Origin of the sequence: Aeromonas sp. R9-2 (assembly GCF_040908025.1) — a bacterium.
Classification (GTDB): domain Bacteria; phylum Pseudomonadota; class Gammaproteobacteria; order Enterobacterales; family Aeromonadaceae; genus Aeromonas; species Aeromonas veronii.
Window position 1 is genome coordinate 79,455 of record NZ_JBFOCX010000034.1, and the last position, 19,762, is coordinate 99,216.

At 60.9% G+C, this 19,762-nt stretch carries 19 protein-coding genes; 12 read left to right on the top strand and 7 right to left on the bottom strand.

Going from position 1 to position 19,762, the window contains the following annotated elements; all coding sequences use genetic code 11:
- Positions 1-32 precede the first annotated feature (32 nt).
- Entirely contained in the window at positions 33-797 is a 765-nt protein-coding gene (gene cysZ, locus AB5Y71_RS18690; protein ID WP_005338455.1) for a sulfate transporter CysZ, read from the top strand.
- Between the two features lie 146 nt (positions 798-943).
- Positions 944-1,558 carry a trimeric intracellular cation channel family protein gene (locus AB5Y71_RS18695; protein WP_005338456.1) on the top strand — a complete coding sequence of 205 codons (615 nt, stop codon included), beginning with the start codon at positions 944-946 and terminating at the stop codon, positions 1,556-1,558.
- An 85-nt stretch (positions 1,559-1,643) separates the two neighbouring features.
- Here AB5Y71_RS18695 and AB5Y71_RS18700 read toward each other — a convergent pair whose 3' ends face one another.
- The 4 genes from AB5Y71_RS18700 to AB5Y71_RS18715 form a co-directional block, all read right to left on the bottom strand.
- Positions 1,644-1,895 (bottom strand): DUF3862 domain-containing protein, encoded by a 252-nt coding sequence (locus tag AB5Y71_RS18700; protein ID WP_139399564.1) that lies wholly within the window; start codon positions 1,893-1,895, stop codon positions 1,644-1,646.
- 47 nt (positions 1,896-1,942) lie between these two features.
- Positions 1,943-2,488 carry a DUF882 domain-containing protein gene (locus AB5Y71_RS18705; protein WP_005338458.1) on the bottom strand — a complete coding sequence of 182 codons (546 nt, stop codon included), beginning with the start codon at positions 2,486-2,488 and terminating at the stop codon, positions 1,943-1,945.
- Positions 2,489-2,652: 164 nt separating this feature from the next.
- Positions 2,653-4,137, bottom strand: coding sequence for a murein L,D-transpeptidase (locus AB5Y71_RS18710; protein WP_368172207.1), 1,485 nt, complete (start codon positions 4,135-4,137; stop codon positions 2,653-2,655).
- Between the two features lie 92 nt (positions 4,138-4,229).
- Positions 4,230-4,994 carry an ABC transporter substrate-binding protein gene (locus AB5Y71_RS18715; protein WP_064337050.1) on the bottom strand — a complete coding sequence of 255 codons (765 nt, stop codon included), beginning with the start codon at positions 4,992-4,994 and terminating at the stop codon, positions 4,230-4,232.
- Between the two features lie 316 nt (positions 4,995-5,310).
- Here AB5Y71_RS18715 and AB5Y71_RS18720 point away from each other — a divergent pair, with 316 nt between their 5' ends.
- The 5 genes from AB5Y71_RS18720 to AB5Y71_RS18740 all read left to right on the top strand — a co-directional run bounded on the left by AB5Y71_RS18720 (position 5,311) and on the right by AB5Y71_RS18740 (position 10,805).
- Positions 5,311-5,856 carry a hypothetical protein gene (locus AB5Y71_RS18720; protein ID WP_041202288.1) on the top strand — a complete coding sequence of 182 codons (546 nt, stop codon included), beginning with the start codon at positions 5,311-5,313 and terminating at the stop codon, positions 5,854-5,856.
- A gap of 55 nt (positions 5,857-5,911) precedes the next feature.
- Positions 5,912-6,931, top strand: a complete 1,020-nt coding sequence (locus AB5Y71_RS18725) for a glycosyltransferase family 2 protein (protein WP_088869916.1) — start codon at positions 5,912-5,914, stop codon at positions 6,929-6,931.
- Complete coding sequence (locus AB5Y71_RS18730) at positions 6,928-7,299, top strand: GtrA family protein (protein ID WP_005338463.1); 372 nt, start codon at positions 6,928-6,930, stop codon at positions 7,297-7,299. Before AB5Y71_RS18725 ends, AB5Y71_RS18730 begins: the two co-directional genes overlap by 4 nt.
- On the top strand, positions 7,299-8,465 hold the full coding sequence (locus AB5Y71_RS18735; RefSeq protein WP_005338464.1) for a hypothetical protein: 1,167 nt from the start codon (positions 7,299-7,301) through the stop codon (positions 8,463-8,465). Before AB5Y71_RS18730 ends, AB5Y71_RS18735 begins: the two co-directional genes overlap by 1 nt.
- 228 nt (positions 8,466-8,693) lie before the next feature.
- Positions 8,694-10,805 (top strand): alpha-amylase, encoded by a 2,112-nt coding sequence (locus tag AB5Y71_RS18740; protein WP_106842415.1) that lies wholly within the window; start codon positions 8,694-8,696, stop codon positions 10,803-10,805.
- A gap of 75 nt (positions 10,806-10,880) precedes the next feature.
- Here the strand turns inward: AB5Y71_RS18740 and AB5Y71_RS18745 are convergent, their stop codons facing one another.
- Complete coding sequence (locus AB5Y71_RS18745; RefSeq protein ID WP_128836269.1) at positions 10,881-11,507, bottom strand: glutathione S-transferase; 627 nt, start codon at positions 11,505-11,507, stop codon at positions 10,881-10,883.
- A 170-nt stretch (positions 11,508-11,677) separates the two neighbouring features.
- On the opposite strand from AB5Y71_RS18745, the gene AB5Y71_RS18750 reads away from it, so the two are divergent.
- The 4 genes from AB5Y71_RS18750 to AB5Y71_RS18765 all read left to right on the top strand — a co-directional run bounded on the left by AB5Y71_RS18750 (position 11,678) and on the right by AB5Y71_RS18765 (position 15,251).
- On the top strand, positions 11,678-12,322 hold the full coding sequence (locus AB5Y71_RS18750) for a response regulator transcription factor (RefSeq protein WP_005338467.1): 645 nt from the start codon (positions 11,678-11,680) through the stop codon (positions 12,320-12,322).
- Positions 12,323-12,435: 113 nt separating this feature from the next.
- The gene (locus AB5Y71_RS18755) at positions 12,436-13,032 is read left to right on the top strand and encodes a TetR/AcrR family transcriptional regulator (RefSeq protein WP_058059041.1); all 597 of its coding nucleotides are present in this window, start codon (positions 12,436-12,438) and stop codon (positions 13,030-13,032) included.
- An 82-nt stretch (positions 13,033-13,114) separates the two neighbouring features.
- Positions 13,115-13,993, top strand: coding sequence for an alpha/beta hydrolase (locus AB5Y71_RS18760; protein WP_201947428.1), 879 nt, complete (start codon positions 13,115-13,117; stop codon positions 13,991-13,993).
- A 112-nt stretch (positions 13,994-14,105) separates the two neighbouring features.
- Positions 14,106-15,251, top strand: a complete 1,146-nt coding sequence (locus tag AB5Y71_RS18765) for a patatin-like phospholipase family protein (RefSeq protein ID WP_005347843.1) — start codon at positions 14,106-14,108, stop codon at positions 15,249-15,251.
- 28 nt (positions 15,252-15,279) lie between these two features.
- Here the strand turns inward: AB5Y71_RS18765 and AB5Y71_RS18770 are convergent, their stop codons facing one another.
- Positions 15,280-17,232: a monovalent cation:proton antiporter family protein gene (locus tag AB5Y71_RS18770; protein WP_201947426.1), complete on the bottom strand. Its 1,953-nt coding sequence runs from the start codon at positions 17,230-17,232 to the stop codon at positions 15,280-15,282.
- A gap of 118 nt (positions 17,233-17,350) precedes the next feature.
- On the opposite strand from AB5Y71_RS18770, the gene AB5Y71_RS18775 reads away from it, so the two are divergent.
- Positions 17,351-18,253: a GGDEF domain-containing protein gene (locus AB5Y71_RS18775; RefSeq protein WP_005347848.1), complete on the top strand. Its 903-nt coding sequence runs from the start codon at positions 17,351-17,353 to the stop codon at positions 18,251-18,253.
- A gap of 88 nt (positions 18,254-18,341) precedes the next feature.
- Here the strand turns inward: AB5Y71_RS18775 and tilS are convergent, their stop codons facing one another.
- A complete protein-coding gene (tilS, locus tag AB5Y71_RS18780; RefSeq protein WP_368172208.1) occupies positions 18,342-19,700 on the bottom strand; it encodes a tRNA lysidine(34) synthetase TilS in 1,359 nt (452 codons plus the stop codon).
- Positions 19,701-19,762 lie beyond the last annotated feature (62 nt).

The window sequence follows — 19,762 nt, forward strand, 5'->3', positions numbered from 1 at the left end:
TGGCAGTTCTCCCATGCATAGATGGAGCTCACATGAGCCAATCACCCCATATGGTCAAAGATTCAATCAGCGGTGCAGACTACTTTCTGCGCGGTTTTTCCCTCATTCGCCAACCGGGCATCCGCACCTTTGTGCTGATCCCCCTGCTGGTCAACTTCGTGCTGTTTGCCGGGGCCTTCTATGCCCTGTTGCTGCAACTGGACGGCCTGTTCGCCTGGCTCCATCAGCAGATCCCCGCCTGGCTCGACTGGCTGGACTACCTGCTGTGGCCCATCGCCCTCATCACCATACTGGTGGTCTTCTCCTTTATCTTCAGCTCGGTCGCCAACTGGGTAGCCGCTCCCTTCAACGGCCTGCTGGCGGAGAAAGTCGAGCAGATCCTCACCGGCCAGCCAGCCAATGACAGCGGCATGCTGGATATCGTCAAGGATGTGCCACGCACCTTCGGCCGCGAATGGACCAAGCTGAAGTATTACCTGCCCAAGGCCATCGGCTGCCTGATCCTGTTCCTGATCCCGGTGGTAGGCCAGACCCTGGCGCCGGTGCTCTGGTTCCTGTTCAGCGCCTGGATGATGGCGATCCAGTATGTGGATTATCCGTTCGACAACCACAAGATCGACTTCATCACCATGCGCGATGCCTTGAAGCAGCGCCGCGGCAAGTGCCTCAGCTTCGGCGCTTTGGTGACCCTCTTCTCCGCCATTCCGGTGGTGAACCTCTTCGTGATGCCAGTCGCCATCTGTGGTGCCACCGCCATGTGGGTCGATCACTACCGGCAGGAGCAGTTGGGGCGCTAACCCTTGAACATTGATTAGAAAAAGGCACCCGAAACGGTGCCTTTTTCGCATTTAGCATGAATTAAATTAATGCATGCATTCGATAGCTTGTCCCATATGACACGAGTTGGTAGGATTCTGGCCTTTCTCGTTCCCTGGGATATCTCATGTTACATGCACTCTTCTTGGTTGGCTTGGTGGCCGAAGGGATGACCGGCGCGCTGGCCGCGGGTCGGCGACGGATGGATCTGTTTGGTGTGGTGATCATCGCCTCGGCGACGGCCATCGGTGGTGGCACCATCCGCGATGTGCTGCTCGGCCACTATCCGCTGCTCTGGATTGAGCATCCGGAATATGTGCTGCTGGTTGCCGCAGCTGCGATGGCGGGTGTGGTCTCCGCCCCCCTGATGCGCTACCTCGGCAAGCTGTTCATGGCCCTTGATGCCCTGGGACTGGTGGTCTTCTCCATCTTCGGTGCGGCCCGGGCGCTGGATATGGGCCACGGCGCCGGTATTGCCTGCATCATGGCGGTGGTGACCGGGGTCTTTGGCGGTGTGCTGCGGGACCTGCTCTGCCAGCGGATTCCACTGGTATTTCGTCGCGAGCTCTATGCAGCCATTTCGCTGATCACCGCAGCCCTCTACTGTCTGGCGCTGGATCAGGGCTTGCCGACCAACTGGGCCGCGTTCGGTTCCATCGGGATCGGCTTTGTGCTGCGGCTGCTGGCGGTACGCTTCAAGTGGGGTCTGCCTACCTTCAACTACCAGTACGCGACCCACTGAGTACGCCAGCTTCTGGCGAGTCGGGTTGGATTGCGAGCAACAAAAAAGCGCCCGAGCGGCGCTTTTTTCATGGACGGTCTGCGACTCAGTTAATCCCTTCCGAGCTGAAGAAGGTCGCCTTGTCGGCGATAAAGCGGATCTTGATGTTCTTCCCTTCCCCGCCCCAGAGGCAGCTCGTAGTGCCCAAGGCATCATCACAACGCTCCGCCTTGCCCAGAATGGTGCTGGCCTCGGCGTAACTCATCCCCATCTTCAACTGGTCGTAATTTTCACGGTTGAGCTTGCTGCAACCGGTCAACAACAGGGCGATCAGGCCGCAAATCACTATCTTTTTCATCGCTATCTCCTCTCTGGTGGGAAGAGCTTGGCAGTTTGCCAACCCCTTTACCAGCTGCGCACCGGGCCGGTATCGAGGTGAACGAAGTTATCACGGGGATAGTAACCAACCCCACCCACCTTGAGCTGGAGCGCCGCCTTGCGCAGATGGGCCAGCTGTACGCCGGGGATCCGCACATCCACCGCCTGCCCCAGGGTGTGGTAGCTGTGCTTGGCCACGCCGCGGCTCTTGTGGCGCTTCTGACGATTGGTCGCCGGGGCGCGATAGCCGGAGATCAGCTGGATTTCGCTGCGCCGGCCCAGCTTGTGCTGCAACAGAAACAACTGATCAAACAGCTTCTTGTCGATGTTGAACACTTCGTTGCGCCGGTAATCGCGGAAGATGTGGTTGAGCTCGGCCAACCCGTCGCTCAGATAGTGGCCATTCTCCCAATAGCTGGCGCGCACCCGCTCGCCGGTATTGAGATTGAAGAAACTGAGTTCACGCCCGGTGGTACTGCGGCTGGCCAGTGCAGGGAAGGAGATCAGCGAGCTGCCCAGCAGGCAACCGGCTCCCAACAACAGGCGACGTCGACTTATCTCTTGTTCCAGCATAAGGGGTTCGTCCATCGCAGATTCAAGCGAAAACAGTTGAATAAGATCACTGATTGAATGTGATACAGGCGCTTGAAACTACCCTCCGGCGGGGGGCCGTGTCAAACCTCAATCGCCCATAGAAAAGCCCGACACAGGCCGGGCTTTTCACTCTGTGGCAGGGATCACAGCAGGCGGCTCTGGAAGCTGACCCGATCAAATCCGTAGATGTCGTTGCGCAGTTGCTGGCGACCATTTTCGTCGATCCAGCTGCTCCAGTAGACGGTAAAGACCGGGATCGGCGTGGTGAGCGGCAACCATTTGGTCTGGCTCTCCTTGAGGATATTGGCCACCTTGTCCGGCTGATAGCGGGAGTCCGCCAGCAACAGCTCGGCCAGATCGTCCGCATGTTCCACCCGGATGCAGCCCGAACTGAAGGCGCGCGCCCCCTGTTCGAACAGCGCCTTGCGCGGGGTGGAGTGCAGATAGATGGCGTCATTGTTGGGCAGGTAGAACTTGTATCGCCCCAGGGCATTGTGATCCCCCGGCTTTTGCCGCAGGCGATAGGGGAAACCGGCGGCCAGCGCCTGATGCCACCCCTCTTCGGTGAACTGGACCGGATTGCCCTCGCTGTCGATCACCTCGAACTGCTCGCGACTCAGATAGGCGGGATCCCGACCCAGCTTGGGCAGGATGTCCTTGCTCAGGATGGAGCGCGGCACATGCCAGGAGGGGTTGAGCACGATGGAGCGAATTTCGCTGGCCAGAATGGGGGTGGCGCGCTGCTCCTTGCCGACGATGACCCGGCTGGTAAACACCTCGTTGCCGGACTCCACCACGCTCAGGCGGTAGTCGGGAATATTGACCAGCACGTAGCGGCCACCGGCGAGTTGATCCACCAGATCGCGACGCCACAGGTTACGCAGCAGCAGGCTGGCGCGCACTTGCGGGCCGGTATTGAGCCAGGAGCGGGTCTGACGACCGATAATGCCGTCCGCGGTGAGACCGTGACGACGCTGGAACTGCTTGATGGCCTGCTCGGTATCACCATCGTAAATCTGATCACCATGGCTCGGGGCGCTGTCGCCCAGCTCGTTGAGCATGGCGCGGATTTGGCCGAGCTCGGCGGAGCTCTCTCCGGCACGCAGGGTCGGCATATCGAGGGTCGGCCACTTGCTGGCCATCGGCATTGCCAGCAGTTTGTGCACTTTGGCCCGCACCGCCTCGTATTCCGCAACCTGAGGGCGCAGGGATTTCACCTGGGTGAGTAGGTCATCATCGCTGGGTTGGGTCACTACAGGGCGGTTCAAATCGAGCTTGAGGGTCTTCATCTGCTCGCGCGAGACCAGATCCATCCCCCGCCAGGCGTGCTGGAAACGACTGAGCTTGGCAAAAATGTCGTCATAGATGGCGCCACGCTTGTCTGCAGGGGTGGCCTGCAGACGCTTCCAAAGCGTGAAAAAATCGGGATGCAGCTGGGCAAGCACAGCCTCTTGCAACTGCTGCTCCAGCTCGACACGGGCCTGTTCGGCCTGACTGCCCTGATACCAGTCGTGTCCGGTTTCACTGGCCGCCACCACGACTTGTGCTTCGGACGCATGTACCGCGCCAGCGGGCAAACATCCCAGCCACACCAGATTGGCAAGGGCCAGCCAATACTTCATCCCCATGGGTACCTCAAAACGGTTTGTTCACTCTGTCAGGCCTGACAAGCAGACCCGATGCTCAGGCCGCTCATGATGCGTGAACGGCCAATACTTTGCTAGCGCCCGGGGGCATAACGCTGCCAGATAATGTCATACGCATCTGTCTCCTTGAACCGCGCCAACGCCTGATTGAATTGTTGCAAGAATTGCGGCGAAAAGCTGCGCTTGCCCAACATAAAGAAGCTCGGCGATTCAGATACCACCATGGGGTGACTGGTGAACAGACCGCTCATCCCCTCCTTGTTAAGGGCGCTGGGGGTAGCCAGCATGTCACCAAGGAAACCGTCGATCCGGCCGCGGGCCAGTTTCTCATAATTCTGCTGGTCGCTCACCGCACTCACCTGTTTGGCATAGCGAGCGAGCAGCGACATCACTTCCTCACCATAGAAGTACTCTTTGGTAACGCCGAGGGAGTAACCACTGGCCAGCCAGCTCGCCAGATCCTGCTCGGGGTAGTGGCTACCCTTGCGGACCCACAGCAAGGTGCGACCCGGATTGTAGGAGTCGGAAAACCAGGCATAACGAGCGCGCTCATCATTGATATTCGCCTCCATCGCCATGTCTATCTCGCCATGCTCCATCTCGTGAAGTACCCGCTTCCAGGGCAGCTCCACATAGTGGACCTTGCAGTGCATGGAAATGAGCACAGCCGTCAGCACCTCGGCGGCATAACCGCGCACCTCTTGCGGTGAATCGGCTTCGTAATAATGGTAGGGGGGCCAGTTATCGTAACCGACCTGAATTGGCTCGGGACACAGGGCCCTGGCCAATGCCATTGGCGCCCATAATCCAAGCAGCAGACAGCAAGAGATCCACTTCATATGTCATCCTTGACGAATAAGTGAGTCATCATAAATCGCCCCCTGCAAAATGGCGATAGAGGCCAGATGACTATCGCATCCGCTAGAAAATGACGCAGCAAAGCGCTTCTATTTGCCAAATGCCCTGCCGGAGCGCCACTGGCAACCTGTGCCCCGCCAGGCCTGTTTAACCGGGAAACAGCAACGTTTGGAACAGGGGTAAAAAGGGGTTAATATGTGACCAAATATTTTTTTGTGATCCACTATGCTTTTTTTGCAATTGGATTAGCATATGCGCGACATAGGCCTACCCATTCTGTCAGGCATAGAGAGTGATATGACGTACAAAAAGTTCGGTTTTTTGACTGCCATTCTGGCGTTAAGCGGTTTTTATCTTTACACCCTCTATCTGGCTGCTCACCCCAACGTGAGCCTGGCCTACAAACTCTATTATCTGGAAGGCAAGACTCGCTTCTGGGAACACAACTCCAGCATGACCTATCAGCCGGGTAACGAGCTCAATCTGACCAAACCGAGCCGCTTCCTCTCCAGCGAAGGCTGGGCCAAGAAGCCGAGCGACGAAGGTACCCTGCTTAGCGGTCAGGGTGGCCTCTATTTTGTGCTGCCCAAGCAGGCGGCCAATCCGGATCAGCTTACCGTACAGGCCCGCATCAACAGCCCGGAAGCCGGTGCCCTGTTGAAAGTGGCGCTGGGTCACGACTTCACCACCACGGTGAAACTGGCCAAAGCGGGCATCAACGAAATCCGCCTCAGTCTGCCCGGTGACTCGCTCACGGCAGATCCCAAGCGCCCCAATTTTCTGGCGCTCTCGGCACCTACTCCCATCAATGTGCAGTCGGTACGTTTGACCGTAGCCCAGTGATCCTTGCCCCGAATACTATTTTATAAAAACAACTATCCCAAATAAGGACGTTCTTATGTCGCATCCAGATTTTCGACTCTCTCTGGTCGTTCCCGTTTACAACGAGGAAGAGAGCATCGATGCCTTCATCAACGCGATAGACAACGAACTGGCCCCGCTGAAAGACCAGCTTGAAATTGTATTCGTCAACGATGGCAGCCGTGACCGCACCCGCGAAGTGGTCGAGCAGGCCATCGCCCGTGATCCGCGCGTGACCCTGGTCAACCTGGCACGCAACTTCGGTAAAGAAGCCGCCCTGACCGCCGGTCTGCATCAGGCCAAAGGGGATGCCATCGTGCCGATGGACGTGGATCTGCAAGACCCGCCCGCCCTGATCCTGGAGTTCGTCAAACTGTGGCAGACCGGTGACTATGACACCGTCTACGGCATCCGCGTCGATCGCAGTGCCGATACCCCGATGAAGCGCCTGACTGCCGGTGGCTTCTACCGCTTCTTCAACGCCCTCTCCACCAGCACCAAGCTGCCGGAGAACGCCGGTGACTTCCGCCTGATCGACCGTCGCGTGGTCGAGGCGATCAAGCTGCTGCCGGAGCGCAACCGCTTCATGAAGGGTCTGTTTGCCTGGGCCGGTTTCCGTGCCGTTGGCGTCCCCTACGAGCGCCCTGCCCGTCACGCCGGTGAAACCAAGTTCAACTACTGGAAACTGTGGAACTTCGCCCTCGACGGTCTGCTCAGCTTCTCCAGCTGGCCGCTGCGGGTCTGGAGCTATGTGGGGGTCAGCGTCTCGCTGGTTGCCTTCCTCTATATCCTGAAAATCATCACCCAGGTGATCTTCTTCGGCATCGACGTGCCCGGTTACGCCTCCTTGATGTCCGTAGTGCTGTTCCTCGGCGGTATCCAGCTGCTGTCGCTCGGCATCATAGGCGAGTACATCGGCCGCATGTTCGTGGAAGTGAAACAGCGCCCGGTCTACCTCATTGAAGGGGTCTATGGCCAGTATGCCAAGCAGGATGCGGCCAAACCGCAGAGCGCTGACAGCAACCAGCAAGAGCAGCAGGAGCAAGCGCCTCAATGATCTCCCGCGAGGAATTCTGGCGGCTGGTACGTTTCGGTTTTGTCGGCGGGGGAGCTACCCTCGTCGACCTTGGCACCTCCATCGCACTGTTTCATACCTGGCCCACCATCTCGGAGCACCTGGTTACCACGTTGGCTTTTGCCATCGCGTTCTGGTTCTCCTTCTTTGGTCACCGCTACATCACCTTCCAGAAGCAGGGAGCCGCCAGCAAGTTTCTGCTGGTTGCCCTCTTCTCGCTGGCGGTGCGTAACCTGATCCTGAGCGGCCTGCTGTTTGCGGGGCTCTCCGGTCTGCTGCCGGTGGTCATCGCCACCCTGACCGTTACCGTCCTCACTTACGTTCTCTCTCGCGTCTGGGTTTTTGCCTGATGAATGATATGACCAATACTGCCCCGCTCACCGGGGCTGCACTCCCCTATCGCCCGTCACTGCGCATCAGCGGTCGTGACTGGCTGATGATCATCGCCGCCTTCATGCTGAGCCGGGTGGCGCTGTATGGCATGGGCTACTTCGGGGTCCAGCTCTATGGCTCCCCCGACATCGGCCCGCTGCAGGCCTATTGTCAGTTCGACTGCGTCTGGTTCCAGCGCATCATCGAAAACGGCTACGACCTCTACCCGCGCTGGCTGAGCAAGGGCAATGCGGCCAACTGGGCCTTTATGCCGCTCTACCCGATGGTCTCCGGTGCCATCTCCAACCTGTTCAATGTCGAGAGCCTGATCGGCCTCATCATTGTTACCAATATCTCCTTCTTCGCCAGCCTGCCGCTGATGCTGCTGGTGTTGCGTCAGCTCAAGCTGGGGGACGATACCGCCCGCTTCGGCGTCTGGCTGCTCGCCTTCTCCCCCTTCTCCGCCTACTTCGTCTCCGGTTATACCGAGTCGACCTTTATGGCGCTGATGCTGGGGATGTTCCTGTTCGCCTATCGGGAGCAGTGGTTGATGGTGGCCGTGCTGGGGGTCTGTATCTCCGCCACCCGCAACCTGGGGGTAATGATGGTCTTCCCGGTGCTGATCCTGGCGCTGCAAGCCTACGGCTGGCGGGAATTTTTCCGCTTCACCGAGCGCGCCTTCAAGGTGGTGTTCACCCTCTGGATGATCCCGTTTGGCCTGTTTGCCTACATGGTCTACCTCTATCACCTGACCGGTGATGCCTTTGCCTTCAAGCACATTCAGGTGGCCTGGGGTCGCTACATGGACAGCCCGCTGGACTGGTGGCTGAGCGGTTTCGAGCTGGGCGGCCGCAAGGCTTACCTCTCCATCATGGTGATCTTCGGCTGGTGCCTGAACGGTTACCTGTTCAGCCAGAAGCGCTGGGCGGAAGCGACCCTGATGTTCATCTGCTGCACCATCCCGCTGATGACCGGCCTCAACGCCATGCCGCGCTATATGTTCGGGCTCTACCCGACCCTGCTGGCCATCATTCTGCTGACCCATCGCTGGCCCGCTATCCGCCCAGCAGTGCTCTGCATCAGCGGCATGGTTGCCTCCTTCATCGCGGTGGCCTTCGTCAACTTCAAGTTCTTCACCGTCTGATGTGACGACGATGCCTGACACACCAAATGCCGGTCACCTGACCGGCATTTTTTTATGGCCGCTATTTTTATCGACAGAGCGTCCCTCTCCTCTCCGTCACACTTTCCTCGTCTTGAAAACGTAACCATTTGAACTGATGTCACAAATCGGCGTTTTGCTGATCCAAGGCGCGCTTTGCTGCTCCTAGAATGGGCCCTTGTCCGAACTGCCTTGCTCAAGGAATGGCTTATGCGTCGTGCTCATTACTTATCCCCTCTCTGGCTCGCCCTGCTGGCCGCCCCTCTGTTCACCCAACAGGCGATGGCCGCCCCCGAGGTTCGCCTCTATGTGGATGGTCAACCGGTAGCGGCACCGATCGCGCTGGACAAGGGCACGGTGGAGCTGACTCACCCTCTTGCCAAGGGGAGCCACCAGATCCGCATCAGCGACGCAGACAACAGTTGCGGCACCAGCTTTGGCCCGAGCGAGAGCAAGCCACTCCTCTTCGGCACCGCCCAGCCGATGGACAAATGCAGCAAGGAGCAGAGCTTTACCCTGCGGGTGATGCTGGCGGGGGAGTATCAGTTCAGCTTCAACCCGGATACCCCGAGCCTCAAGGTGTTGCGGGCGACCAAGAAGAGCGAATTCAAACGCCAGCCACCACAAGAGCCCTGCATCAACTGGGATGGCGGCCCGGTCACGGTGTCGCTCAAAGGGGTCTGGCCCGACGGCACCCGACTGCGGGATGCCTACTCGAAACAGGAGGCAGTGGTCAAACAGGGCAAGCTGACCCTGACCCCGAGCAAAGAGAGCGGCGGCCTGCTGCTGCTCGAGCCGGTCAAGGCAGCCAAGCCAGCACCGTTCAGCTGGGATCAGGCGAGCGTCTATTTTCTGCTGACCGACCGCTTCAACAACGGCGACACCGCCAACGACCACAGCTTCGGCCGCCAGAAGGATGGTCAGGATGAGGTAGCCACCTGGCATGGCGGTGACTTCAAGGGGCTGACCGAGAAGCTCGACTACATCAAGAGCCTCGGCATGAACGCCATCTGGATCACCCCCATGGTGGAGCAGGTTCACGGCTTCATTGGTGGCGGCGAGCAGGGCAACTTCCCCTTCTACGCCTACCACGGCTACTGGGCGCTCGACTTCACCAAGATTGACCCCAACTACGGCGATGAAGATAGTCTGAAAACCCTGGTGGATGAGGCCCACAAACGCGGCATGCGGATCATCCTCGACGTGGTGATGAACCACGCCGGTTATGCCACCCTCGCCGATCTGCAAGATCTGGGGCTCACCGAACTGACCCAGAACAGCGGCAAACTGCCGACCGTCTGGAACCAGTGGCGACCGAGCGGCGGCCTCAACTGGCATGGCTACAACCAGTTCATCAACTATCAATCATCCGCGTGGAACAAGTGGTGGAGCGGTGACTGGGTGCGCGCCGGTCTGCCCGGCTACCCGCAGCCCGGCACCGACGATGTCACCGGCTCGGTGGCGGGGCTGCCGGACTTTCTGACCGAATCGACCAAACCGGTAGGGCTGCCGCCGTTGCTGGCCGCGAAAAAAGACACCCTCGCCAAGGCGCTGCCCGATGCTACCGTGAGTGACTATCTCATCGCCTGGCACACCGACTGGGTGCGCCGCTTTGGTATCGACGGCTTCCGCGCCGACACCGTCAAGCATTTGGAGCCCGAAGTGTGGGCCAAGCTCAAGCAGGCGGGCACCGCTGCACTCAAGGAGTGGAAGACCAACAACCCGAGCAAGGCCCTCGACGATCTGCCCTTCTACATGGTGGGTGAGGTGTGGGATCACGGGGTGGCCAAGGATTTCTGGTATCAGAACGGTTTCGACTCCCTGATCAACTTCGACTATCAGCGCGAGTTCGCCCTGCCCCAGGCCCAGTGCATGGCCAGCGCCGAGCCCACCTATGCCAGCTACGCCAGCCGCATCAATCAGGATCCCGAGTTCAACGTGTTGAGCTACATCAGCTCCCACGACACCAAGCTGTTCTTTGGAGACTATCAGGATGTGCCGCTACAGCGCCGGGTCGCCAACAGCTTTATGCTGCTGCCGGGCGGCATCCAGCTCTACTACGGCGACGAGTCCGGCCGGGGGCTCGCCAAAGATGGCGGGGTGTTCGATCAGGCGCTGCGCTCGGACATGAACTGGCAGGAGCTGGCCAGCGGAGACAAGGCCGAGCTGGTCAAGCACTGGCAGCAACTGGGCCAGTTCCGCGCCGCCCATCCGGCCATTGCGGCAGGCAGCCACCAAAAACTCTCGGATGCCCCCTACGCCTTTGTGCGGGAGAAGGGGGATGACAAGGTGGTGGTGGTCTTTGCCGGCCGGCAGAAGTAACACTTGAGCCACATTCACCAGCAGCAGAGAGGGGAGCCACTGGCTCCCCTCTCTCGTTTATCTATCTGCCACGGTTCACTGTGACTGGCGCGCTGCCACCGGCCACTGCAAGCGCGCCTTGAGCAACATCTCTTGCCACAGGGGCCAGGCCAGCAGCGCCTGCTGATAGGCTCCGGCCTGACCGGGCAACAGGATGCCGTAGCTGGCCAGCCGATAGGCCATCACCGCATAGAAAGCATCGACAATGCCCGCCTCGCCAAAGTAGAAGGGGCCCCGCGCCTGCGACCAGATCTCCTGCAAACGGGCCAGCTCACCGACCGCTTCCACCGGGGGATCGATACGGGTTGGCGCACCAAGAAAGAAGGGGAGCAGAGAACGGATCTGCCGAAATCCCGCATGTAGCTCGGCGCAGAGGCTGCGAGCCAGTGCCCGCTCGGCCAGCAAAACCGGATAGAGCTGACGGTCGGGACAGAGCTCGTGAACATATTCGGCGATGGCCAGCGAGTCGTGAACCCGCACGCCGTCGTGTTCGAGCCAGGGCACCAGACCGGCCGGTGCCAGCCGCTTGAGCCGCGCCAGCGACTTGGCATCCTCCAGATCGAACACCTGCTCCTGCCACGTCAACCCGCTAATGGCGAGCACCAGTGCCGCCCGCATCGCCCAGGTGGAGCCGGTGCCCACCGCCAATACCAAGGATCCCATCTGTTGCCTCCTGCATGAGTTGCCAGCGACCGGCCGATCTGCCCTGATGGCAAAACATCCGATGGTCGCTTCACATTTGCGCACCGGCGGGTTTGACCCTCTTGGTGAGCGATGCTAGTTTGATTTTTCAAAACAATCAGTTAGCAACAATGTGAGCCATTAACCGAAATATGGACAGCCAATTTACCATCGTCATCGCAGATGACCACCCCCTGTTTCGGGGCGCCCTTTACCAAGCGGTGCACATGGCCATCAACGACGCTCAATTGCTGGAAGCGGACTCCATCGACAGCCTGACCAGCCTGCTCGGCGAGCACCCCGAAGTTGACCTGTTGCTGCTCGATCTCAAGATGCCGGGGGCCAACGGCTTCGAGGGGCTGGCCCACCTGCGCGGCCAGTATCCCGACCTGCCCATCGTGGTGGTCTCCGCCTCGGAAGATGCGGCCATCATCCAGCAGGTGCTGCGGCTCGGGGCGCTCGGCTTCATTCCCAAGTCGGTGCCGATGAAGGAGCTGGTCAATGCCCTCAATACGGTGATCGGGGGGGATAACTGGGTGCCGGAAGGCATCTCGCTCCATCCTGAATCGGAAGACGGCCCCGATTTCGCCAGCAAGCTGGCCAGCCTCACCCCCCAGCAATACAAGGTGCTGATCATGCTGCGCGATGGCAGCCTCAACAAGCAGATCGCCTGGGAGCTCAACGTCTCCGAGGCCACCATCAAGGCCCATATCACCGCCATCTTCAGAAAACTGGGCGTCAAGAACCGCACTCAGGCGGTTATCGCCCTGCAACAGCTCGATATCAAGGAGAGCTGAACCCCGCGCGCAGTGACACGCGCGAGACGACATAGCCAGCCATGCTGGCTATTTGTTGCTCGACAATTAGCACGATCGTACTTTATGCTGCCAGCGCCAACGAGGAGAGAGTGATGAGCAAGGGGCGCCTGACCCGGGAAACCATTTTGCAGACTGCCTTTGAGCAGGCGAGCCAGCAAGGGCTGGAGAGCCTGACCATCGGCTCGCTGGCCAGCGCCTGCGAGATGTCCAAAAGCGGCCTGTTTGCCCACTTTCAATCCCGCGACAATCTGCAGATCGCCGTGCTGGAGTACGCCGCCGAGGTGTTCCGGCTGCGGGTGATCCAGCCGGTACGCCAGCAGGAGCACCAGAGCCAGCACGACAAGCTGATCGCCCTGCTGCGCGCCTGGCAGGCGTGGAACCACTGCTTCGCCGGACGCTGCATGTTCCTCGATGCCTGGACCTCGGTGCAGGATGGCCATGAGCAAGAGAGCCCTGTGCAACAAGCCGCCCGGCAACTGGTGCGCTTCTGGCTCGACTATCTGGCCCGTCAGGTGGTGCAGGGTCAGGCCGCAGGCGAGTGGCGACAGGAGATGGATCCCTGGCGCGCCGTTTACCGCCTCTATGGCCTCTATCTGGCGGATCAGGTGTTCAACGACCTCGAACTGTGTCAGGATCCGGCCCGCCACTTCTGGCCCGAAGTGGACGCTCTGCTGAGCAGCTGGCGCTGATGTTTTGGCATCCGTTCAACACGACTTTTTAAAAACCGATAAAAAAGCACGACCGTTCGCACACAAAAACCACAGGATGACCATGAGCAGCAAGATCTACTTCAACACCCGCCGCTTCAGCCCGAGCAAATGGCTGCTGGGGATCGGCACCCGGTTGCACCACAGACTCGCCCCCACCCATGCCAAGCGTACCGCTAGCAAGTTGCTGCTCACCCCCCAGCGCAACCAGCGGGGTGGCCACGAACCTGCCGGTCTGGTGAAGCAGGCCGTCCATACCAGCGAAGGGGTATTGATGAGCTATCGGCTCGGTCAGGGGCCGCTGTGGCTGCTGATGCACGGCTGGTCCGGCAGCGCCAGCCAGTTCTATCCGCTGATGAGCCATATCGCCGCACAGGGTTTCACCGCCATTGCCTACGATCATCCGGCCCACGGCCAGAGCGCAGGCAATACTGGCCACCTGCCCCGCTTCGTACGCGCCTTCGACGAACTGGCGACCAAGCTGGCCAGCGAAGTAGGTCAGCTGCACGGGGTCATCGCCCACAGCATGGGGGGCGCCGTCACCCTCTCCAGCCGTCAGCCGGGTATCGATACCCTGCCGCTGCTGTTGATTTCGCCGGTGCTCGACTATGTGCCCCAGCTCTACGGTATGGTGGCACGCTCCGGCTACTCCATCCGGCTGTTCGATGCGGTGGTCAAGGAGATTGAGCAGGAGTACCAGCACCCCTTGAGCACGGTCGATCCGCTGGGCCGACTCGCCAGTCGCAGCGGCGCGGCGATGATCGTGCACGACGAGGAGGACAGATTTGCCCCGCACGGCGATTCCTTGCGGGCCAGTCAGGATGGTCATACCCGGCTGGTGAGCACCCGGGGACTGGGCCACGGTCGCATCCTCGCCAGCGCTCCGGTATTCGCCGCCTTTGATCAGCTGGCACGGCCGGGAAATCCCCAGCGGGTCCTTTGAAAAGCGGCCATGAAAAAAACGGGCAAGCGCCCGTTTTTATATTTGATACAGCGCCTTATAGTTAATTTGTCAGTGGGAACATTCTTGTCAGCACACAATAAGGCGCCAGCATATGGCCAGACCCAATACAGCGTTGTTGCTCACCGGTGGCGGTGCTCGCGCCGCCTATCAGGTCGGAGCCCTCAAAGCGATTGCTGAGCTCTACCCGCGCAATCTCGGCATCCCTTTTCCCATCCTGTGTGGCACCTCGGCGGGGGCCATCAATGTCACCGCACTGGCCTGCTACGCCTCCTGCTTCCATCTGGGGGTGCGCAAGCTGGAGTGGGTCTGGCGCCGCTTCGAGACTCACCACATCTTCGATTTTCACCCGGGGCGCCTGCTGTGGCGGCTGATGTACGAGGGGTCGGCGGGGCTGATCAATCCCCACACCAACCACGCCTTTCACCTCTTTGACAACGCGCCGCTGCACCGCCTGCTGGATCAACTCATCGACTATCACCGCATTGATGACAACATCCTCTACGGCAGTCTGGAGGCGCTGGCCATCACTGCGTCCGATTACGATGACGGCCTCTCCACCACCTTCTTTCAGGGGCGGGCCGACCACCATCCGTGGGAGCGGGCCAGACGGCGCGGGGTACGCACCGTGCTTACATCGGAACACCTGCTCGCCTCCTCGGCGCTCCCCTTTGTCTTTCCAGCCACCCGGATCGGCGAGAAGTTCTACGGCGACGGTTCCATCCACCAGCTGAGTCCGCTCAGCCCCGCCATCCATCTGGGTGCAGAGCGGATCCTGCTGATCACCCTGGATCCGCCAGCGCACTCGGCGCCGACCCATCATCACGGCCATCTCACCAGCTCCAATATTGCCAGCCATCTGCTCGATACGGTCTTTACCGACACCCTCAACTCCGATCTGGAGCGGCTGTGGCGCATCAACCAGACTCTGGATCTTATCCCTGAGCGGGAGCGCAATCGCCTCAAGCTGAAACGGGTGGAGACCTGCGTGCTAAAACCGAGTCAGGATCTCGACACCATCGCACTGGCCTACCTGCGCAAACTGCCGCTAAAGTTGCGCCGCCTGTTGCGGGTGCTGGGTGTGAAGGGGGATGAGACCAGCAGTCTGGCCAGCTTTTTGATGTTCTATCCGGGTTATTGTCAGCAGCTGATCAAGCTGGGCTATCAGGACACCCTGAGGGAGCGGGAGCGGGTCGTCGCCTTCCTCGATATCGAAGGGCTACCAAAAGAGCGGGAGTAAAGGGGGCGGCCGATGAGTGCAAGGGGACTCAGCGCCCCTCCAGCAAACGCTGCTCCGCCTGCTCCATCGCCACCACGGTACCAAACAGGATCAGCCGATCACCGGCCGCCAGCACCAGCTCGGGTCTGGGTTCCAGACTCTGATCCCCGCGCTGCACCTCCTTGATCCGCACCTCATCAAGCGGCAACTCGCGCACTTCACGGCCTACCGCCCACGCCTGATCGTGCAGCAAAAGCGGATGGAGGCGTTCGAGCAGCTGATCTGCCTCCAGATTACTGGCACTCTGATCCCCCCAGTAGAAGCCGTGCAGGAAGCGATACTGGCTGCTGCGCTCCAGCTCCATCCGGCGGATCACCCGACCGATGGGGATATCGCAGTTGAGCAGCAGGTGGGAGACCAGCATCAGGGCCCCCTCTTGGGATTCGGGGATCACCTCAAACGCCCCCGCCTGCTTGTACTGCTCCAGAAAACTGTCATCCCGGGTACGTACCAGCACCTTGAGATCCCCCGCCAGTTCGCGGATCAGTGCCAGCATCGCCTCCACCCGCTTGCGATCATCGAAGGTGATGATCACCAGCCGCGCCCGCAACAACCCGGCGGCCAGCAGAATATCGCGGCGGCTGGCATCGCCGAAGGCCACCTGCTCCCCCGCCAGCTTGGCCTCGCTCACCCGCTCGGGGTCGAGGTCTAGGGCCAGAAAGGGGATCTCCTCGATCTTGAGAAAGCGGGCACAGGTCTGCCCCGCCCGGCCAAAGCCGGCGATGATGACATGCTGGTTTTTGCTCAGGCCCGACTGTGCCACCTCGGAGCGAGTCAGCAGCGCCGGATCGGTGAGGCTGCGGGCCAGCGAATGGGCCTGGGTCACCAGCCAGGGGGTCATGGCGATGGAGATGATGCCGATGCCGATCAGCAGGGAGACCAGTTGCTGATCCAGCAAGCCGTGGTGGAGCGCCAGCGCCAGCAGCACGAAGCCGAACTCCCCCACCTGACTGAGCATGATGCCGGCGGCCATGCTGTCGCGCTTGCGCTCCCCCATCAGCCGCCCAGCCAGCAGCACCAGCAGGGATTTGCACAGCACCAGCAACACCACGCAGATCAGCACCTGCCACCAAGCCCGCGCCACCAGTTCCCAGTCCATGGCCATGCCGATGGTGATAAAGAAGAGCCCCATCAACACGTCGCGAAAGGGCTTGATGTCTACCTCAAGCTGATGACGGTAGTGGGACTCCCCCAGCATCATCCCCGCCAGAAATGCCCCCAGCGCCATCGACAGCCCGAGCGAATGGGTCATGTAGGCGGCCAGCAGCGCCACCAGCAGGGCGCTCAGCACGAACAACTCGTCGGAGCGGGCCCGCGCCACCTCGTGAAACAGCAGCGGCAGAAACCACTTGCCCACCGCCAGCAGAGTGAAGAGAGCAAACAGCCCCTTGAGGGTGGCCCAGGCGATCTCGGCGGCCAGCGCACTCCCCTGCACTTCCGGCTGGGCGAGAATAGGGATCATCACCAGCAGGGGCACCACTGCCAGATCCTGAAACAGCAGCACGCTCACCCCCAGCTGGGCGCGGCGGGTATGGAGCTGCTTCTGCTCGCCAAGCTGCTTGATCACCACTGCCGTCGACGACAGAGCAAGCGTCCCCGCCACCACCAGCGACTGGGCCAGACTCAGCCCCCACCACCAGCCGATGGCGAAGAAGAGCAGTGACGTGAGCAGCACCTGCAACATCCCCACCCCCAGCACCAACCGGCGCATCGCCAGCAATTTTGGCAGGGAGAACTCCAGCCCCAGCGAGAACATCAGAAAGACGATCCCCAGCTCGGCAATGGTCTGCATGATCGACTGGCCGGTGATCACCGCCAGCCCGTGGGGGCCGAGCAAGACGCCGGCAATCAGGTAGGCGAGGATGACCGGCAAGCCGAGGCGCCGGAAAGTTGCCACCAGCAGGACGGCGGCGAACAGCAGGATCAACAGGTCGGTGTACAAATTTCCCTCTCCTTTTATCGACTTAAGCTTAGTCAGCCGATCTGGCGGGCAGGAAAGATATATTGGGCATGCCAATTGCAGGGAGGAGACAGTAGTCAGGTGTTACAGGTGGAAGACCATGGAAAATACGTCGTCACTTAATGGCTTTAGCCATGGCATCGAGCAGTGGGTTCGCCAGATGGAGCGGCTCACGCCGTTGCCCAGCGTTGAACGCAACCAGTTGCTCGAGCAGTTGTTGGGGCAGAGCGATCTCGGCGGTCTGCTGACAACTTTTGCCGATCGTGCGGCAAGAATTGTCAGGATCCACGGTCTCTACCTCGATTGTGGCCAGCCCCATGTGCTGATCCAGCACCCGCCGCTGGCCACCCTCAACCTGCACAACTATCCGTTCGAGCTGCGCGGTCAGCATGGCCAGCTGCTCGGCCAGCTCCACTACGAGCTGGAACATCCGCTGAGCGGCAGCCAGCAACGGGTACTGATGCAATACCATCAGCTGCTCTGCCTGCTGCTGCCCCTCTATCTGCGGCTGGAAAAACTGGATCAGCTGGTCCGGCTCGATCACCTGACCGGCCTTGGCAACCGCTCCTACTTTGACGAGGCCATCGGCCGCGCCATCGAGCAGCACAGCCGCGAGCCCCACGGTCTGGTGCTGGTGCTGCTGGATCTCGATCGCTTCAAGCAGATCAATGACACCTGGGGCCATCCGGTGGGGGATCTGGTGCTGAGCCGATTCGCCCAGCTGCTCAAGGGGTGTATCCGCAGCACGGATCAAGCCTTCCGGCTCGGGGGTGATGAGTTCGCCCTGCTGCTGCAACCGGCCGAACCCGAGGCGTGGCGCCCGGTCTGGCTGCGACTGCAGCATATGTTGATGACCAACAAGGAGCTCAGCACCTTCTCGGTCGGATGCAGCCTTGGCGCCGCCAGCTGGCAATCCGGGGTCGATGTGCCGAGCCTCTACGAGGCGGCCGACAGTCACCTCTACGCCCGCAAGAAAGCAGGCAAGGCCAGCCCTAACGAATAATCCCGAACTCTTCTTTGCTCCGGCACATGCGCGCCATGTGACCGGAGCTTCTTTTTTGGGGCTAATCCCCCCTCACACCGAGATCACCTCAGGCAAGATCCTGCTCGGGCAGAACCGGGGCTGCATCGCTCCCCTGCCAGTGACAGACCAGCCCGGCCCCCTGCGCCATAAAACCGTCGCAGATAAAGAGCCCCACCACCGCCGCCGCCTGCTCGCCATAGTAGAGGATGGGGATACGCCCCCGCTGCCACGAAGGCACCCCATACTCCTGCAGCAGCTTCTTCATCCGCCGACTGCCAGTTCGCCCCACCGGTTTGAGGGGGATCCCGGGCGCTACCTGAAAACGCACCGAGAGGGGCTCGTCCGGCCGGGGGGAACGCAACAGATCCTCGCCGTGCTCCGCTATGCGCACCACCAGCTCGCCCACCCCGTCCGGCAGGGTCAGCGGCTCGCCCACTGTGACCGGCAACACCTGATGACAGGGTTGTAGATCAGGGCTCACCAGATAGAGTCGCTCCTGAAAACGGCGGCAGCTCTGGCGTCCCCAGTTGAGCTGGGGATTGGCATCGCCGCGCGCCAGCGCTACCTCCTGCCAGAGCCGGGCAAGCTGCTCACGGGATGGCATCTCCCCCCCCTGACGGCGGATCCAGTAGCGCAGCAGGTTGTTGCGCCGGGTAGGAGAAAGGGCGTGCAGCGGGCCGATATGGAGCGCTTCCCCCTCGCCCGCCAGCTGCCAGTCGCTCTCGGCCAACTCATCCAGCAGCGCCTCCTGCTCGGCGCACAGGGCCATGCTGCGTGCCGCGGTCTGGGCCATGGCGGGCCAGCGCGCCTTGAGCTGGGGGATAAGCGTCTGGCGCAAAAAGTTGCGGTCATAGCTCACGTCCAGATTGCTCTCATCCTCCACCCAGCCAAAGGGGAGGCTCGCCGCCGCCTCGGCCAGCTCGGCGCGACTCATATCGAGCAGCGGACGCAGCAACAGGCCGCCAGCAAAGGGCTGGCTTGGCAGGATCCCCGCCAGTCCACGCAGACCGGCGCCGCGCTTGAGGGCCAGCAGCAGGGTCTCCAGCTGATCGTCCTGATGGTGGGCGGTGAGCAGCCACTCCCCCTCCCGCATCCGGGCGGTCAGCCGCTGGTAACGGGCGGTGCGCGCCTGCGCCTCCAGACTCTCGCCATTGCCACGGGCCAGAGTCACCCGCTCGACCAGCAGCTCCACCGCCAATTGCTGACACACGGCTTCACAATGAGCGACCCACTCATCGGCATGGGAACTGAGGCCGTGGTGCACGTGCAGGGCGCGAAGTGGCAGGCCGTGCTCGCGGGCATACTGCGCCGCCAGTACCAGCAGCAGGGTGGAGTCGAGGCCGCCACTGAAGGCCACCAGCAGACCGGTGGAACCTTCCGGCGCTGGCATAGTCAGACAAAAGCGAGAATAAAGATGAGAAATCATAGGCTTCCCCAAAACGGACCGGCCGATCTTAGCAGAGTCGGGCTTATCAAGCTGCAACCCTG